Below are 18,637 nucleotides of genomic sequence, written 5' to 3'. Positions count from 1 at the left end.
CCCCATCTCCACTGGCGCGGATGACCCCACCTGCCTCACCGATCTGCCTCTCACGTAGAGGGCCCGAGGAAGCGACCGCGCCTCCCGGGTCGCCCGCTACGTGGTGGAGGCGCGGGAGACGTCACGCCGATCGTCGTCGCTGCGCGAATGAACGGCGCCTCGCCTCGCCCGCACGATCACCTCACGCCCGCAACACCCCCTGACTGCGCATCGCCCGGATACGGATCCCGTCATGGACGTGGGTGAAACAGTCTGCGTCGACCTGTCGACCCGTCAACCCGCAGCTAGCCGTCGAGGTCGGTTGACGGTTCGGTCTTGGGCGTGAGTGGTGAGACTCGTGTTGCCGACCTGGCGTCGGTCATCTCGAGCCCCGCAGTCGTCAGAACACCCTTGATCGCCACGGTCGCGGCCCCGGGTGAGGCGACAGTTCGCACCTCCAAGGTGATTGCGTCGCCCGACGTCGCGCCCGCGCCCGCGTAGATCACCGTGCCGCCCGGATCATGCACTGTCACTCGAATGCCGCCCGCGCCGTCGGGGCGGGTGAATACGAGAAGACCCACCGAGCACGTGACGTGAAAGGGATCGAGCACGCCGACGATCGCCAGAAGTGACGGGCCCTGGAGCAACGTGCTCGGGCCGGCGAGGAGCACGTTGGAATCCAGCGCGAGCAGCATGTCGACGCCCGCACAGGTCATGGTCTTCGTCGCTGCTTGCGTCAGTGCGAGGAGATAGGTCTGTGGGGTGAACATGCCTGAGAGGATCGCGAAGTCCGGGTCGGTCGCCGGGGAGATCTCGATGACGCGGGCATCTTCCCCCAGGGCGAGGTCGAGGATTCGATCTGGCGTGGGGTCGGCGAGTTCATATCCGGTGAGGCCTGCGCGGCAAGCGATGACGGACTGCGCGAACGCAGCCTGCGGCTGAGCATCGGGAACGGTCGCCAGGGCCGCAGTTGCGAGCGCCGGCAGCGCCGCACTGCGCCCGACTTGCTGAAGCGTCAGCCACGCCGCACGAGCGACAACCTCGTCTTGAGCGACCGCCGTTGCGAGCGCGAGCGGTATCGCTGCCTCATCGGCGGGCACAATCGCATCGAGCGCCGCAGCTGCTCGCCCCGGGTCGCCGGCGGCAAGAACGGCCGCTGCGGGGGCGAGAGCTTCGACCGGAACCACCTGCGCGAGTATCTCGATCGCCCGCACGCAGTCGGCGCGGCCAGGGTCCGCGGCCCGCGCCCGCAAGTCATCGAGGTCGTCGAGGTCGAAAGCCAAGAGGGCCGCCGGGATTGCCTCTTTCGCTGCGACCAGCCTGTCGATCCGTTCGGTCACGGGTCTCCTCCTCAGGGCCTGATCGAGCAGTGTGCGAGCATCGCGGATGCCTGTGCAGGAGAGATCCCCACATTCGCCTCGGAGGAGCATCCCCTACCGTGCAGCGCGCACATGCCGATCCGCAGCGTCCTGCGATGATTACCGCGTGAGCCTGCAGCACCACCTGAGCGTGATGCTCGGCGATTGGTTTGCCGTGGAGGGAATGGACGCCGCCGGCTTCGTCATAAGGCCGACCGCGGGTGCTCCCGTTCGAATCCTCGCAACGGAGGCAAGCCTCAGCGAGTACGCCGCTAGAAACGCAGCCGATGGACTGCTGGCGCTCGGTGACGTGGGAGACGACAGCTCCGGCGTCCTGGCAGCGCTCGCTCTTCTTTCGGTGCACATCATGGAGACGATCGAGGCTCAAGATGGCGACGCCGTGACGCTTCTCTCCGTGGCGAACGGTGTGCTGTCAGTGCGGCGCATGCGCAGCGTGGCCCCGGAGTAGGACTCGCCGCTGCCCCCGTACGGTCCCACACCGGCCGAGCAGTCCCTGTGGGCGGCAGGGTCGATGGCGCTGTGGATCTCGTTCGCCGCCCGGATCGCCGCGAAGAGCCTCTCGCCACTGCCCGTGTCCGCTGCCCCGGTTAGCCTGGGAGAGTGACTGATCGGGGAGTGCGCGACGCGGTGTTCGACGACCCGTACGGTGACGTCCCGTGGGATGTCGACGAGCTGACTCCGCCCGACGAGTTCGACGCCCCTCCACCGCCGGATCCCGTTTTCGACGGGTATGGCGGGGCGCTCGCACGCGCGACTCGCAGCGCCTCACAGGACGCGGCGGCTCCCTCGTATCGCCCGACCGCTCCCTCCCCGGCATCCGCTCCTCGCGCGAGCGCCACCGCGAGCGCACCCGTGACCCCGCGCGCCGAGCACACCGGCAAAGACCCGCGGGCCGTGCTCAAGGAGGTCTTCGGATACGACGACTTCCGCGGCGACCAGGCGGACATCGTCGCCCACGTCATCGCCGGCGGCGACGCCGTCGTGCTCATGCCCACGGGCGGCGGCAAGTCGATCACCTACCAGGTGCCCGCGCTCGTCCGACCTGGCACCGGCCTCGTCATCAGCCCGCTCATCGCCCTCATGCATGATCAGGTCGACGCCCTCATCGCCAACGGCGTGCGCGCGGCCTACCTCAACTCCACCCAGAGCCCGACCGAGCGCGCGGGCGTCGAGCAGGCCTTCCTCGCGGGCGAGCTCGACCTGCTCTACGTCGCCCCCGAACGCCTGAGCGGCGCAGCGACCACGCAGCTGCTGCAGCGCGGGCGGCTGAGCGTCATCGCGATCGACGAAGCCCACTGCGTCAGCCAGTGGGGCCACGACTTCCGCCCCGACTACCTGGCGCTCGGCGACCTCGCCGAGCGCTTCCCCGACGTCCCCCGCATGGCGCTCACCGCGACCGCCACCCGCGCCACTCATCAGGAGCTCACCGAGCGGCTGCGCCTGCCCGCCGCCCGCCATTTCGTCGCGAGCTTCGACCGCCCCAACATCCAGTACCGCATCGTCCCCAAGGTCGACCCCCGTCGCCAGCTGCTCGACTTCGTGCGCGCGCAGCCGGCCGCCAGTGCGGGCATCGTCTACGCGCTCAGCCGCAAATCGGTCGAGCAGACCGCCGAGTACCTCCGCACGCAAGGCGTCGACGCGCTGCCGTACCACGCGGGATTGGATGCCGCCATCCGCGCACGCAATCAGAGTCGGTTCCTGCGCGAAGACGGCGTCGTCATGGTCGCCACGATCGCGTTCGGCATGGGCATCGACAAGCCCGACGTCCGCTTCGTCGCGCACATCGACCTGCCGAAGTCCGTCGAGGGCTACTACCAGGAGACCGGCCGCGCCGGCCGCGACGGCGAGCCCGCGGTGGCGTGGATGGCCTACGGCCTCGGCGACGTCGTGCAGCAGCGCCGCCTCATCGACCAGTCACCCGGCGACCGCGCCTACAAGATGCGGCTGGGCCAGCACCTCGACGCGATGCTCGCGCTCTGCGAGACCGTGTCGTGCCGCCGGCAGAACCTGCTGAACTACTTCGGCCAGGAATCCGGCCCCTGCGGCAACTGCGACACCTGCCTCGACACCCCCGACACGTGGGACGGCCTCGTTCCCGCGCAGAAGCTGCTGTCGACGATCGTGCGCCTGCAGCGCGAGCGCGGACAGGCGTTCGGCGCAGGGCACCTCATCGACATCCTCCGCGGCGCGTCGACCGACCGCATCCGCCAACAGGGACACGACAAGGTCGCCACCTACGGGCTCGGCGCCGACCTCAGCGACCAGGACTGGCGCAGCGTCATCCGCCAGCTGCTCGCCCGCGGCGTCATCGTCGCGCAGGGCGAATACGGCGTGCTCGCCGTCGGCGAGGAGGGCGCGGCCGTGCTCCGCGGCGAGGCCGCCGTGCCCCTCCGGCGCGACGTCCTCGGCCGAGGCGGCGCGACACGTGCGAAGGCCTCGCGGCGCGCTCAGGGAGCGACGGATGCCGTGGCCGACGCCGACCGCGACCTGTTCGAGGCGCTGCGGGCGTGGCGTGCCGGCGTCGCCAAGGAGCAGGGGGTTCCCGCCTACATCGTGTTCGGCGACGCGACGCTGCGCGCGCTGGCCGAGCGACGCCCGGCATCCGTCACCGACCTCGAGGGCATCACCGGGATCGGCGCGAAGAAGCGCGACGCCTACGGCGACGCCGTGCTGCAGGTCGTCGCCGCGCACTGAGCGTGCGCGGCCGTCTGACCGGCTCCGGCCCCGGCTGCCTCCGACGTCCCCATCGCTAGAAAACCAAGCATCGCGAACTTCGGCATCGCCTCGAACGAGGACTATGTCGTCGGTCGCCACATGAGCCACTTCAACCTGCTGATGGTCCCCGGCGACGCGACCCTCATCGCGCGCTGGCACAACCGGTTGCAGGAACTCGCGGCATCCACACGTCTCGGCATCCCCGTGACGATCTCCACCGACCCCCGCCACGGCTTCAGCGAGAACCCCGGCGCGGCACTGCTCGCCGGTCCGTTCTCGCAATGGCCCGAGCCGCTCGGCCTCGCCGCCACCGCCGACCCCGAACTCGTCGAACGGTTCGCCGACATCGCCCGCCGCGAGTACACAGCGGTCGGCATCCGCGTCGCTCTGCATCCGCAGGTCGACCTCGCGACCGAGCCGCGCTGGGCGCGGCAGCTGCAGACCTTCGGCGAAGACGCGGACCTCTCGGGCGCGCTCGGCGCCGCCTACGTCCGCGGATTCCAGGGCGAGAGCTTCGGACCCGAGTCGGTCAGCACCATGACGAAGCACTTCCCCGGCGGGAGGACCCCCACTTCGACTACGGCCGCGAGCAGGTCTACCCCGGCGGCCAGTTCGAACTGCACCTGAGGCCCTTCGAGGCCGTGTTCGCGGCGGGCGGCCGCCGGATCATGCCGTACTGCGGGATGCCGGTCGGCACCGAGTACGAGGAGGTCGGCTTCGGCTTCAACAAGGGTGTCCTCACGGGCCTGCTGCGCGAGCGCTACGGCTTCGACGGGATCGTCTGCACCGACTGGGGACACATCACCGATCAGCCCATCATGGGCACCGACTTCGCCGCTCGGGCATGGGGCGTCGAAGACCTCACCCCCGCCGAGCGCATGGTGAAGGTGTTGGATGCCGGGGCCGACCAGTTCGGCGGCGAGCATGACCCCTCCCTCCTCATCGGACTCGTCCGCGACGGCCTCGTGTCCGAGGAGCGCCTCGACGTGTCGGCGCGGCGCCTGCTGCGTGAGAAGTTCGCGCTGGGCCTTTTCGAGAACCCCTACGTCGATGAGGCGGCTGCCGCGTCGATCGTCGGCGCGTCCGAGCATCGCGCCGCCGGCCTCGACGCGCAGCGGGCGTCGATCACCGTGCTGTCGAACGCCGGCGCGCTGCCGTTCGCGCGCGGCGCGAAGCTCTACGTCGAGGGCATCGACGCCGAGGTCGCTGCAACGTACGGCCGGGTCGTCGCGACCCCGGCGGAGGCCGACCTCGCCCTCCTGCGGATCGCGGCGCCGTACGAGCAGCGCTCATCGATGTTCGAGAACTTCTTCCACGCCGGGTCGCTGGAGTTCCCGGACGAGACCCTCGCCCACATCCGCGAGGTCGCGGCATCCGTGCCGACCGTCGTCGACGTGTTCCTCGACCGGCCCGCGATCCTCGGCCCGATCGTCGAGGTGGCCGCCGCCGCCACCGGCAACTGGGGCGCGCACCCGACGGCCCTCCTCGACGTCCTGAGCGGCGCGGCGCCAGCGCGGGGGAAGCTGCCGTCCGACATCCCTAGCTCGATGGCCGCCGTCGAGGCGTCGCGCCCCGACGTGCCGTTCGACACCGCCGACCCGCTGTTCCGGTTCGGCCACGGCCTCTCGCTGTAGCGGGCACCGCGGCATGATGTCGCGAAAGCAGGCTGGATCGACTCCCGCGGGCCGCTGACGGTCGGCAGGATGCGTTTCAGCCTGCTTTTGCGACGTCGGCGGCGCGAGACACCGCCGCGACCGGCGCCCGACCGAGCGCCCCAGCTGCCCCGCGATGACACTGAGTCTCACCCTTCGTGGGTGTGGGTCTCACACAGGAGGGATGCCGTGGCGCGCGCGGTCGTTGTGGACGCTGCGCAACGGGTTTGCGGAGACGTTGTGGCACTCCTACCGTCGACAGTGACTCTCCCTGTCCGCTGTCGAAAGGCCCGCCATGACCGACGCCGCCGTCCGTCCCAAGAAGCCCGCCACCAGCAAGCGCACTCCCGCCGGTGGCGCACCGACCGCCGCGCACTCCGCCGACGAGGCGCACGAAGCCCGCATCCACCTCGACACCGTCACCGACCTGCTGCTCGGGACATGGGGCGAGACCCGCCGCGAGGCCCGCGAGATGATCAAGGACCCCGCGTTCTGGCGCATCGAGGGTCAGCCCATGCCGGAACACCGTGACCGCGTGCTCGGCCAGCTGCGACTCCTCGTCGAGCGGGGCGGCTCGCGCCGCGCGTTCCCGAAGGAGTACGGCGGCCTGGAGAACAACGGCGCCAACCTCGCCGGGTTCATGGAACTCGTGCTCGCCGATCCGAGCCTGCAGATCAAGTCCGGCGTGCAGTGGGGACTGTTCGGCTCCGCGATCCACCAGCTCGGGACGAAGAAGCACCACGACGCGTGGCTGCGCGACGTGATCGACCTCGAACTGCCGGGCGCGTTCGCGATGACCGAGACGGGGCACGGCTCGGATGTCGCGGCCATCGGCACCACCGCGACCTACGACCCCGCCACCGAGGAGTTCGTCATCCACACGCCGTTCCGCGGCGCCTGGAAGGACTACCTCGGCAACGCCGCGCTCCACGGCAAGGCCGCGACCGTCTTCGCGCAGCTCATCACCGGCGGCGTGAACTACGGCGTGCACTGCTTCTTCGTGCCGATCCGCGATGACGAGGGGAACTTCCTCCCGGGTGTCGGCGGTGAGGACGACGGCGTCAAGGGCGGCCTCAACGGCATCGACAACGGTCGGCTGCACTTCGACCACGTCCGCATCCCGCGGTTCAACCTGCTCAACCGCTACGGCGACGTCGCCGCCGACGGCACGTACTCGTCCGAGATCCCGAGCCCCGGCCGCCGCTTCTTCACGATGCTCGGCGCCCTCGTGCAGGGGCGCGTGTCGCTGGACGGCGCGGCGACCACCGGCACGGCGCTCGCCCTCCACATCGCCGTCACCTACGCGAACCAGCGTCGCCAGTTCGACTCCGGGGCCGGCACCGACGAGGTCGTGCTGCTCGACTATGGAAAGCACCAACGCCGCCTCCTGCCGCGGCTCGCGCAGGTGTACGCCCAGTTCTTCGCCGGCGACGAGCTGCTGCGCACGTTCGACGGCGTCTTCAGCGGCCGCGCCGACACCCCCGCCGAGCGCGAGAATCTCGAGACCCTCGCCGCGGCCCTGAAGCCCCTGTCGACCTGGAACGCCCTCGACACCATCCAGGAGTGCCGTGAGGCGTGCGGCGGCGCCGGCTTCCTCGCCGAGAACCGGCTCGTCGGCCTCCACCACGACCTCGACGTCTATGTCACGTTCGAGGGGGACAACAACGTGCTGCTGCAGCTGGTCGGCAAGCGGCTGCTCAGCGACTACGCGAAGCAGTTCAAGGGGGCGGATGCCGCGAAGCTCGCCTCCTTCGCCGCTCGCCAGACCGCGGGCAGGGTGTTCCACGGCGCGGGCCTCCGCCAGTTCGGTCAGGCCGTCGCCGACCTGGGCTCGACCGCGCGCTCGGTCGAACTGGGACTGCGCGCCGAGCAGCAGCACGACCTGCTCGCCGATCGTGTGCAGCAGATGATCGCCGACATCGCCGGGCGGCTGCGCCCGGCATCCAAGGCCTCTCCGGCCGAGGCCGCCGAGATCTTCAACGCGAACCAGGCCGAGCTCATCGAGGCGGCCCGGGCTCACGCGGAGCTGCTGCAGTGGGAGGCGTTCACCGACGGGATCGCCCGCGTCGACGACGAGGGCACGGCGCAGGTGCTCACCTGGCTGCGCGACCTCTTCGGGCTGTCGCTCATCGAGAAGCACCTCGCCTGGCACCTCATCAACGGACGGCTCTCGACCCAGCGCGCCGCGTCGGTGTCGAAGTACATCGACCGGCTCTGCCGCCGCCTGCGCCCCCACGCGCAGGATCTCGTCGACGCGTTCGCCTTCGCGCCCGAGCACGTCCGGGCGCCCATCGCCTCGGGCGCCGAGCGCGCGCGGCAGGACGAGGCGCGGGCGCACTACGCCGACCTTGCGGCATCCGGTTCTGCGCCCGTGTCGGAGAAGTCGCTCAAGAAGAAGTGACGCGGGCGCGTCGGCGCCCGTGGATACGCTGGCCGGGTGAACGACCTGCGCATCGGCCCCGACGGACTGTCCCGCTGCGGCTGGGTCGGTGACGACGCGGAGTACCGCAGGTATCACGATGAGGAGTGGGGTCGGCCGCTGCACGGCGACCGCGCCCTGTTCGAGAAGATGAGCCTCGAGGGGTTTCAGGCCGGACTGTCATGGATCACGATCCTGCGCAAGCGCCCGCGCTTCCGTGAGGTGTTCGCCGGGTTCGAGCCCGCTGCCGTCGCCGCGTTCGAGGACGCGGACGTGGAACGGCTGATGGCGGATGCCGGCATCATCCGCAACCGCGCGAAGATCCTCGCCACGATCGGCAACGCTCGCCTGGTCGTGGCGATGGCGCCGGGGGAGCTCGACGCGCTGATGTGGTCGTTCGCCCCCGCGCCGCGGGCCGAGGCCGACCGGCCGCGGGCCTTCGCCGACGTGCCGGCGGTGACCGCGGCATCCGACGCCCTATCGAAGGCGCTCCGGAAGGCGGGCTTCCGCTTCGTGGGATCCACGACGATGTACGCGCTCATGCAGTCGGCCGGGATGGTCGACGATCACCTCGTCGGCTGCCATCGCGCGCGGGCCTAACTCAGTCTGCCGCCCGCGCGCGGCGGCGCGCGGGCGCATGATTCCGCGGCGGCTCCCGCTGCCGCAGCGCGGGCGGACAGAGTTACGCACGCGTGACCCCCGAGACCGCGGCCGGGCAGGGCAGACTGTCGCCATGGCACCCGAACCGCAGCCCGCGCACATCGCCGACTCGCACGAGGTCATCCGCGTCATCGGCGCTCGCGAGAACAACCTGCAGGGCATCGACGTCGAGATCCCCAAACGCCGGCTGACGGTGTTCACGGGGGTCAGCGGCTCCGGCAAGTCCAGCCTCGTGTTCGGGACGATCGCGAACGAGTCGCAGCGCCTCATCAACGAGACCTACCCGACGTTCGTCCAGCAGTTCATGGGGCAGCTGAGCCGCCCCGACGTCGACGCGCTCGAGAACATCAGCCCCGCGATCGTCGTCGACCAGGAGCGGATGGGATCCAACGCCCGCTCGACGGTCGGCACCGCGACCGACGTGCACGCGATGCTGCGACTCCTCTTCAGCCGCATCGGCGTTCCCCACGTCGGCTCGCCGCAGGCGTTCTCCTTCAACGTGCCGTCGGTCTCCGGCGCCGGCGCGGTCACGTTCGAGAAGAGCGGCCAGAAGGTCAAGGAGCGCCGCTCGTTCGAGATCACCGGCGGCATGTGCCCCGCGTGCGAGGGGCTCGGCCAGGTCAGCGACATCGACCTCGATGAGCTCCTCGACCGGTCGCTGTCGCTCGCGGCGGGCGCCATCCGCGTCCCGGGGTACAACCCGGACGGCTGGATGGTGAAGGGCTTCACCGAATCGGGGTTCCTCGACCCCGACAAGCCCATCGCCGACTACACCGAGGCCGAACTGCACGACTTCCTCCACAAAGAGCAGACCAAGGTCAAGATCGCCGGCATCAACATGACCTACGAGGGACTCATCCCCAAGGTCACGAAGTCGATGCTGCAGAAGGACCGCGACAGCCTGCAGCCCCACATCCGCGCCTTCGTCGACCGCGCCGTCAAGTTCATGCCCTGCCCGGCATGCGGGGGAACGCGCCTGAACGACGGCGCGCGCTCGTCGAAGATCGCCGGAGTGAGCATTGCGGATGCCGCGGCGATGCAGATCACCGACCTCGCCGCCTGGGTCGCCACGATCGACGACCCGGCCGTGGCGCCCCTTGTCGCCGGCCTCACCCAGGCGCTCGACTCCTTCGTCGACATCGGACTCGGCTATCTCTCGCTCGACCGCTCCAGCGGGACGCTCTCGGGCGGCGAGGCCCAGCGCACCAAGATGATCCGCCACCTGGGATCGAGCCTCACGGACATGACCTACGTGTTCGACGAGCCGTCCACGGGTCTGCACCCGCACGACATCCAGCGCATGAACGACCTGCTGCTCCTGCTGCGGGACAAAGGAAACACCGTCCTCGTCGTGGAGCACAAACCCGAGGTCATCGCGATCGCCGACCACGTCATCGACCTCGGGCCCGGCGCCGGCCGTCACGGCGGGCGCATCATGTACGAGGGCGACGTCGCCGGGCTCCGCGCCTCCGACACGGTCACCGGCCGCCATGTCGACCACCGTGCGCAACTCAAGCCCGCCACCCGCACCCGCACGGGCGCGATCGAGATCCGCGGTGCGAACCTCCACAACCTCAAAGACGTCGACGTCGATGTGCCCCTCGGCATCCTGACCGTCATCACGGGCGTCGCCGGATCCGGCAAATCGTCGCTGATCCACGGCAGCCTGCCCCCGAGCGCCGAGGTCGTGGTCGTCGATCAGACCCCCATCAAGGGGTCGCGCCGGTCCAGTCCCGCGACGTACACCGGCATCCTCGACGACATCCGCAAGGCGTTCGCGAAGGCGAACGGCGTGAAGCCGGCGCTGTTCAGCGCAAACTCCGAGGGCGCGTGCCCGGCCTGCCGGGGGCTCGGTGTCATCATCACGAACCTCGGCTTCACCCAGAGCGTCGAGACCCGGTGCGAGCTGTGCGAGGGCTCCGGGTTCAGCGACGACGTGCTCGAGTACACCCTCGACGGCCGCACCATCGCCGAGGTGCTCGCGATGAGCGCCGACGAGGCGGCGGCGTTCCTGGGGAAGGGCCCCGCCCACACGACGCTCCTCCGCATGATCGACGTCGGGCTCGGCTACATCACGCTCGGCCAGGCGCTGAACACCCTCTCCGGCGGCGAGCGGCAACGCCTCAAGCTCGCGATCTCGATGGCGAAGACGGGCGCCGTCTACGTCCTCGACGAGCCGACGACGGGCCTGCACCTCGCGGACGTCGACAACCTTCTGGCGCTCCTGGACCGGCTGGTGGATGCCGGCAACTCCGTCATCGTGATCGAGCACCATCAGGCGGTCATGGCTCACGCCGACTGGATCATCGACGTCGGCCCCGGTGCCGGCCGCGACGGCGGCACCGTCGTGTTCGAGGGGACCCCTGCCGACCTGGTGTCTGAGGGTGAGACGCTCACGGCCCAGCATCTCGCCCGGTACGTGGACGCCTGAGCGGTCCGGTCCCGCCTCGCTCACCCCGCCGAACCCTCCCTCCCGGGACGAACCCTTATCTCCGGCACGCTCTGGGAGTGAGGGGTCGGTCCAGGGGCGAGGGTTCGCGCAGGGGGGCGGATGCCGGGGGATGGGCAGTTCTCCCCATGCCCGGCGTTTCGGTGCGCGCGGGAGTGTGACGTAGGCTAACGGCGTCTGCACGAGTGTGCGCCTGCTTCAGCACCAGGTCCCGACGCCACGCAACAACCGAGTCCGGAGGGGGAGCCGAGCCTCAATGAAGTCCTTTGCGTGGCTTCGCGCGCGTCCGCGCGCCCTCGCCTCGGCCGCTGTCGTCACCGCTGTGGCGCTCACCGTCGGCTACTTCGCCTACGCCTACGAGGGCAAGCCCACCACCGAGGTCGACCTCAACGACGGCGGCGTGTGGGTCACGAAGCAGTCGAGCCTGCTCGTCGGACACTTCAACCACTCCTCCCGCGTCCTCGACGGCGGACTGCGCACCGGCTCCGCGGATTACGACCTGCTGCAGAGCGGCTCGCGCGTGCTGGTCGTCGACGGCACGGCATCCTCCATCTCGGCGATCGACCCGGCGCGCGTCATCATGTCCGACTCCGCCGACATCGCCCCCGGCTCCGAGATCGCGATGGGGTCGGGCACCGTCGCCGTCCTGGAGCCGTCCGGGTCGCTGTGGGCGAGCCCGTTCACTGCGGTCAGCGGCATCGGCGCCGAGGGCAGCGAACCGGTCGCCGACGTGGGCGAGAACGCCCAGGTGGCGGTCGGTGTCGACGGCACGGTCTACGCGGTCTCCGCCGAAGACGGCGCCCTGCGCTCCTACGGCCCCGGCGACGAGGGCGCGACGGTCGAGAAGTCCTCGCGCACCCTCGAGGGCGTCGCGAAGGACCACGAGCTGTCGATCACCGTCGTCGGCACGATCGCGTTCGTGCTCGATCACGACACGAACACGCTCTACGGCAGCGACGGCTCGCGGGTCGAGGTCCCCGCCGATGCCGTGCTGCAGGAGCCCTCCGGCACGGCGGATGCCGTGACGCTCGCGACCCCGACGGCGCTCGTGCGCGTGCCGCTCGGCGGCGGTGACCCGGTGACGACGGATGCCGGCGGCGCCAAGGGCACGGCCGCGCAGCCCGTCTACGTCGCCGGGTGCGCCTACGGCGCATGGTCGGGGTCCGGCCGCTACGTGCGCGACTGCCCGGGCGAGGCGGACGACGTCGTGCAGGAGGTGCCCGGCATCGAGCCGACGAGCATCCTGCGCTTCCGGGTCAACCGCGACGTGGTCGTCCTCAACGACGTGTTCGGCGGGGCAGCGTGGATGGCGTCGGACTCGATGCAGCGCGTCGACAACTGGCAGGACATCACGCCGCCGGAGGGCGAGGGCGAAGAGGAGGAGGAGACCACCGAGGAGACGGTGCAGACCACCCTCCCCGAGCGCACCGACCAGAACACGCCTCCCGTCGCGCAGGACGATGAATACGGCATCCGTCCCGGCCGCACGACGGTGCTCCCGGTGCTCGACAACGACACGGACGCCGACGGCGACGTCCTCGTCGCGGCGGTCTCGCAGGTCCCGGGCTTCGGCACGGTCGAGCCGATCCACAACGGCGCCGCCCTCCAGATCACGACGCCCGACGACGCCACCGGGTCCACGAGCTTCCGGTACACCGTGCAGGACGGCCGCGGCGGCGAGGCCACGGCATCCGTCACCCTCACCGTCCACCCGTTCGACGTGAACTCCGCGCCGGTGCAGAAGCGCACGACTCCCATCACCGTCGAGTCGGGAGGCACGGCCTCGTACAACGTGCTGCCGGACTGGATCGACCCCGACGGCGACGACATCTTCCTGCTCGACGTGGTCGCCGATGGCGGTGACGAGGCCGACTTCACCTCTGACGGGCAGATCACCTACCGCGCGATCGGCGGCGTGCAGGGGCGCAAGGACGTGCCGATCGTCGTCTCCGACGGCACCGATCGCGGCGCCGGCGTCGCCCGCTACGACATCCGCCCGCTCGGCACGACCGTGCCCATCACCAACGCCGACCACGTCGTCACCCGCGTCGGGCGCTCGGTGACCGTCGCGCCGCTGACCAACGACACCAGCTCGGGCAGCGAGCAGCTGCGCCTGACCCGCGTCGACGAGGTGCCCGGCGCCACCATCACGCCCGACTTCGCCGACAAGACCTTCACCTTCACGGCGGCCGCCCCCGGGACCTACTACGCCCAGTACCTCGTCTCCGCGGGGCCGAACTCGGTGCCCGGTCTCGTGCGCGTGGACGTGCTGCCGGAGTCCAACGAGGATCTGCCCCCGGTCGCGGTGCGCGACGTCGCCCTGCTGCCGAGCGGCGGCGAGGTGCTCGTGAACGTGCTCTCCAACGACACCGACCCCGCGGGCGGCATCCTCGTCGTGCAGTCGGTCACGGTCGACTCCGGCACGGGCGTCGCCGCGGCGGTCCTCGGTCACGAGACCATCCGCATCACCGACCTCGCGTCGATCGACACGCAGGTGCGGGTCGGCTACACGATCTCCAACGGCTCGCAGTCCGCCGACGGCGAGATCGTCGTGATCCCGGTGCCCGCCCCCGCGCGACTGCGGCCGCCGGTGGCCAACGACGACCAGGTCGTCGTCCGCGCCGGTGACACGGTCACGATCCCGGTGCTCGAGAACGACTACCACCCCAACGGCGACACCATCCATGTCGAGCCGGACCTCGTGCCGCCGCTCATCGACGCCGCCGACGGCGAGGCGTTCGTGTCGGAGGACACCATCCGCTTCCGCGCCGGCGACGAGCCGAAGACCGTCTACGCGACGTACCAGGCCGTGGATTCCACGGGCCAGCACGATGCCGCCTACGTCACGATCCAGATCCTCCCGCGCAACGACGAGGCCAACTCCGCCCCGCGCCCGCGCGACCTCACCGCCCGGACGCTCAGCGCGTCTCGCGTCGAGATCCCGGTGCCGCTGGACGGCATCGACGAGGACGGCGACTCCGTCGAGCTCGTCGGCATCGCCGACGCTCCGAAGAAGGGCCGCATCGCCGAGACGACGTCGAACAGCTTCACCTACGAGGCCTACGACGACGCGATCGGCTCCGACACCTTCACCTATCGCGTCCGCGACCGGCTGGGCAAGGAGGGCACCGCGACGATCCAGGTGGGCATCGCCCCGGCCGCCTCGACCAACCAGGCGCCCTACGCGGTGCGGGATGCCGTGGTCATGCGCCCCGGGCGCGAAGTGGCGCTGCCGGTGCTCGCGAACGACACCGACCCCGACGGCGACGAGGTCGGCTTCGCCCCCGACGACGCCGTCACGGTGCCCGACGGTGTCCCCGGCCTGAAGGCGAAGACGAGCGGCAAGTACCTGCTGATCACCTCGCCCGACGAGGAGATGAACACCTCGGTCCAGTACGCGATCACCGACGAGCGCGGACTGCGCGCGACCACGAGCGTGCAGATCACCGTCGACGAGGACGTGCCGCTGGAGCGCCCCATCGCCCGAGACGACCGTGTCCGCGCCGAAGACGTGCAGGACGATGGCACCGCCGACGTCGCCGTGCTCGACAACGACGACGACCCCGACGGCACCAAGAGCGCCCTCACCGTCACGCTCGGCGCCGGCGGCGACGGCGCCCGGGTCCTCCGCGACGGCACGGTGCGCGTGACGCTCGGCGAGACCGCGCAGCTGATCACCTACACCGTCACCGACGAGGACGACCAGTCGGCATCCGCCTTCATCCGCGTTCCCGCCCTCAGCGAGCTGCCGCCGAGCCTCATCTCCACCAACGCCGTCGAGGTCAAGAGCGGCGAGACGATCGAGCTGCCGCTGAAGGACTACGTGCGCGCCGCGGGAGGAAAGGACGTCGTCATCACCGAGGCCGCCAAGGTCACGGCCGCGCACGCGAACGGCGACCAGCTGTTCACCGACCAGCGCACGCTCGTCTACACCTCCGCCGACCGCTACTTCGGCACCGATGCGCTGACGTTCGAGGTGACCGACGGCGACGGGCCGGACGATCCCGCCGGCCGCAAGGCCACGCTCACGATCCCGATCACGGTGCTGCCGCCCGACAACCAGTCGCCGACGATGGTGGGCGCCTCGATGAACGTCGCGCCGGGCGAGGAGGCGTCGGCGCTCGACCTCGCCGCGCTCGCGACCGACCCCGACCCCGAGGACCAGGGCAACCTGACGTTCGAGCTGAAGGGCTCGACCCCCCAGGGGCTCACGGCCGATGTCGACGGTACGACGCTGCGGGTCTCCGCCGCGGCGAACACGGCGAAGGGCACACGGGCGCTGCTGACGGTCACCGCCGACGACGGCGAGACCGAGCCGGCCGAGGCGACGATCTCGGTCGAGGTCACGGCATCCACCCGCCAGCTCGCGAGCGCGAACGACGACGTCATCGAACAGTCCGACCAGGGCTCGACCGAGTCGGTCGCCGTGCTCGCCAACGACGTCAACCCGTTCCCCGACAAGCCCCTCACGCTCGACAGCGCCGTGCTCGAGACCGGTGAGGCCCAGGTGACGCTGAAGGGCGACCGCGTCGAGGTCACGAGCAACAAGACCTACGTCGGCACCGTCGTGGTGCGCTACCGGGTGATGGATGCCACGGAGGACGCCGACCGCGCCGTCGAAGGCCGCATCCGCATCACGGTGCAGGGGCGCCCCGACGCGCCCGGCAAGCCCGTCGTGTCGAGCGTGCAGAGCCGCACCGTCGTGCTGTCGTGGACGCCACCCATCGACAACGGCTCGCCGATCACCGGCTACACGGTGACCTCGACGACCGGCGGCTACATGAAGCAGTGCGCCTCGACGACGTGCACCCTCGATGGGCTCACGAACAACGTCGAGTACAACTTCACGGTCATCGCGACCAACAAGGTCGGCGCCTCCGACCCGTCGGTGCCGTCGGAGACGGCGCGCCCCGACGTGCGCCCCGACACACCGGCCCCGCCGACCCTGAAGTTCGGCGACCGCAGCCTCACCGTCACCTGGGTGCCGCCGCGCACCGAGGGGTCGCCCGTCGAGTCGTACACGCTGGAGATCTCGCCGGCGCCGCCGTCGGGCATCGTGCAGAAGACGGGTGTCACCGGGACGAGCCTCACGTGGGACGGCCTGGAGAACGGCTCGTCGTACCAGGTGCGAGTGCGCGCCCACAACCGCGCGCCCGACCCCAGCGAGTTCAGCCCGTGGTCGGCAGCGATGGTCCCCGCGGCGCCTCCCGCGGCCCCCAACGCCCCGACGACGGCGCTCGTCGACCCGGTCGGCAACCAGGCGCAGATCCAGGTGAAGTGGAATCAGCCCGCGAACAACGGCGACGCCATCGCGGGGTACGAACTGCGCGTCAAGCAGGGCTCGACCGTCGTGAAGACCGTGCCGGTAGCGGCCGGGCAGACCAGCCAGAACGTCGTGGTCGACACGTCGACGACGAACTACACGTTCGATGTGCGGGCGGAGAACAAGGCGGGCTGGGGTGCGTACAGTGCGACGTCCGCGCCGCGCCGCGGCGTCACGGCGCCGGGTGCTCCGACGGGTGTCGCCGCGACGGCGGGCAACAACTCCGTCGGCGTGACGTGGACGGCGGGCGCCGCCAACGGCGCGACCGCCGGCGAGATCCAGTACCAGTACTCCGTCGAAGGCGGCGCCTGGAGCGGCAACTGGGCGTCGGGCGGCACGAACGGCTCGGGCACGATCTCGGGCAGCCAGGTCGCCAACAACGGCAGCTACTCGGTGCGCGTGCGCGCCGTCTCCACGGTCGACGGCTCGCAGTTCGCCAGCGGCGCCTCGAACACGTCGAACAAGGTGGCGCCGTACGGGCCGATCGGCAACCCGAAGGCCTCGGCCTCGGGCGGCAACCGCACGATCACGATGAGCTGGAGCTCGCCCGCCCGCAACGGTCGCGACATCACGACGCAGATCAACACCGACGACGGTCGGGGCTGGCGCACCGTCGCGGCGAGCGGCAGCGAGAGCTACAGCGTCGGCTACAGCGTGACCCGCACGATCTCGGTGCGGACGACCGCCGAGGGCCAGACGACGACGGCCTCGGCCTCGGCCACGAGCGACCCGAAGCCGGCGCCGCGGATCTGGGTGACCCGGGGCAGCTTCGAGAACGCCGGCTGCGTGAACGGCTGCTACCACTTCGTCGTCAACTGGCAGAACGCGGAAGACCTCGGCACGAAGGACGTCCGCTGCCAGGCCTCGACCGGGCGTGTCGGCTCGTACGACAACCCGGTCAACTTCAGCGGCGGCAGCGGCTCGCAGGAGCTCACCTGCTACCTCGGAGCCGACGGCTACGACGTGTGGGTGGATGTCCTGGGCTGGGGCAGCTCCGTCGACACCGAGAAACGCAACTGGCCACGCAACTAGTGCGCCGCCCATCGACCCCCGAGAACGAGGAAACCCCGACATGAGCATGACCCCGGAACAGGCGGCGTGGTTCCGCGACACCTTCACGCGCCTCGTCGACAACGTCGACCAGGCGCTGCTCGGCAAGCGCGAGGTGGTGGGCCTCGTGCTCTCGGCGATGCTCGCCGAAGGCCATGTGCTGCTGGAGGACGCGCCGGGCACCGGCAAGACGAGCCTCGCCAAGGCGATCGCGGCGAGCGTGCAGGGCACGAGCACCCGCATCCAGTTCACGCCCGACCTGCTGCCCTCCGACGTCACCGGCGTCACGATCTACGACCAGCAGAACCACCGGTTCGAGTTCCACCGCGGCCCGGTGTTCGCCTCGATCGTGCTGGCCGACGAGATCAACCGTGCCTCGCCGAAGACGCAGTCGGCCCTGCTGGAGGTCATGGAGGAGTCCCGCGTCACCGTGGACGGCGTCGCGCACGAGGTGGGCAGGCCCTTCCTCGTCATCGCGACGCAGAACCCCATCGAGCAGTCCGGCACGTACAAGCTGCCCGAGGCGCAGCTGGACCGCTTCATGCTGAAGACCTCGATCGGCTATCCGTCGCTCGCCGTGGCCGAGCGGATCCTCGCGGGCGCCGTCGACCGCAACCCCTCGGCGAGCCTGTCGCCGGTCATCACGACCGGTGCCGTCGCCGACATGGCCGACCTCGCGGCATCCGTCCACATCGATCCCGCGGTCGCGCGCTACGCGGCGCAGCTCGTCGAGGCCACCCGCGCGTCGGAGGCCACGCGTCTCGGGGTCTCGGTGCGCGGCGCGATCTCGATGATGCGGGTCGCGAAGGTGTACGCCGCCTCGCAGGGCCGCCACTTCGTGATCCCGGACGACATCAAGACCCTCGCCGTCCCGGTGTGGGCGCACCGTCTCGTGCTCGACCCCGAGGCGGAGTTCTCCGGCACCACCGCCGAGACCGTCGTCCAGCGTGCGCTCACGGCGGTCGAGGCGCCGCTCGCGCGGGCCGCGAGCTGATGACCCAGGCGCCGGAG

The 18,637-nt window shown here is 70.6% G+C and carries 8 protein-coding genes and 1 pseudogene; 8 read left to right on the top strand and 1 reads right to left on the bottom strand.

Annotated elements, in window-relative coordinates:
• Window positions 1-284: 284 nt before the first annotated feature.
• Complete coding sequence (locus ACPYN4_RS13005; RefSeq protein WP_424446580.1) at window positions 285-1,319, bottom strand: hypothetical protein; 1,035 nt, start codon at window positions 1,317-1,319, stop codon at window positions 285-287.
• A gap of 145 nt (window positions 1,320-1,464) precedes the next feature.
• Here ACPYN4_RS13005 and ACPYN4_RS13000 point away from each other — a divergent pair, with 145 nt between their 5' ends.
• The 8 genes and pseudogenes from ACPYN4_RS13000 to ACPYN4_RS12965 all read left to right on the top strand — a co-directional run bounded on the left by ACPYN4_RS13000 (window position 1,465) and on the right by ACPYN4_RS12965 (window position 18,620).
• Window positions 1,465-1,806, top strand: coding sequence for a hypothetical protein (locus ACPYN4_RS13000; RefSeq protein ID WP_287272061.1), 342 nt, complete (start codon window positions 1,465-1,467; stop codon window positions 1,804-1,806).
• 152 nt (window positions 1,807-1,958) lie between these two features.
• A complete protein-coding gene (gene recQ / locus ACPYN4_RS12995) occupies window positions 1,959-4,052 on the top strand; it encodes a DNA helicase RecQ (protein ID WP_424446579.1) in 2,094 nt (697 codons plus the stop codon).
• Window positions 4,053-4,154: 102 nt separating this feature from the next.
• Window positions 4,155-5,707: pseudogene (locus tag ACPYN4_RS12990) on the top strand (glycoside hydrolase family 3 protein); the annotation flags it as partial.
• Between the two features lie 313 nt (window positions 5,708-6,020).
• On the top strand, window positions 6,021-8,126 hold the full coding sequence (locus tag ACPYN4_RS12985; RefSeq protein ID WP_287272057.1) for an acyl-CoA dehydrogenase: 2,106 nt from the start codon (window positions 6,021-6,023) through the stop codon (window positions 8,124-8,126).
• A gap of 36 nt (window positions 8,127-8,162) precedes the next feature.
• The gene (locus tag ACPYN4_RS12980) at window positions 8,163-8,744 is read left to right on the top strand and encodes a DNA-3-methyladenine glycosylase I (protein ID WP_287272055.1); all 582 of its coding nucleotides are present in this window, start codon (window positions 8,163-8,165) and stop codon (window positions 8,742-8,744) included.
• A gap of 133 nt (window positions 8,745-8,877) precedes the next feature.
• Entirely contained in the window at window positions 8,878-11,235 is a 2,358-nt protein-coding gene (locus ACPYN4_RS12975) for an ATP-binding cassette domain-containing protein (RefSeq protein ID WP_424446578.1), read from the top strand.
• A 274-nt stretch (window positions 11,236-11,509) separates the two neighbouring features.
• Window positions 11,510-17,608, top strand: coding sequence for an Ig-like domain-containing protein (locus ACPYN4_RS12970; protein ID WP_424446576.1), 6,099 nt, complete (start codon window positions 11,510-11,512; stop codon window positions 17,606-17,608).
• A gap of 40 nt (window positions 17,609-17,648) precedes the next feature.
• On the top strand, window positions 17,649-18,620 hold the full coding sequence (locus ACPYN4_RS12965) for an AAA family ATPase (RefSeq protein WP_239281977.1): 972 nt from the start codon (window positions 17,649-17,651) through the stop codon (window positions 18,618-18,620).
• Window positions 18,621-18,637 lie beyond the last annotated feature (17 nt).

The organism is Microbacterium sp. CH-015, assembly GCF_049707015.1.
Taxonomy (GTDB): domain Bacteria; phylum Actinomycetota; class Actinomycetes; order Actinomycetales; family Microbacteriaceae; genus Microbacterium; species Microbacterium aurum.
Note: the sequence above shows the minus strand (reverse complement) of the source record. Positions and strands in the feature narration are given on the sequence as shown.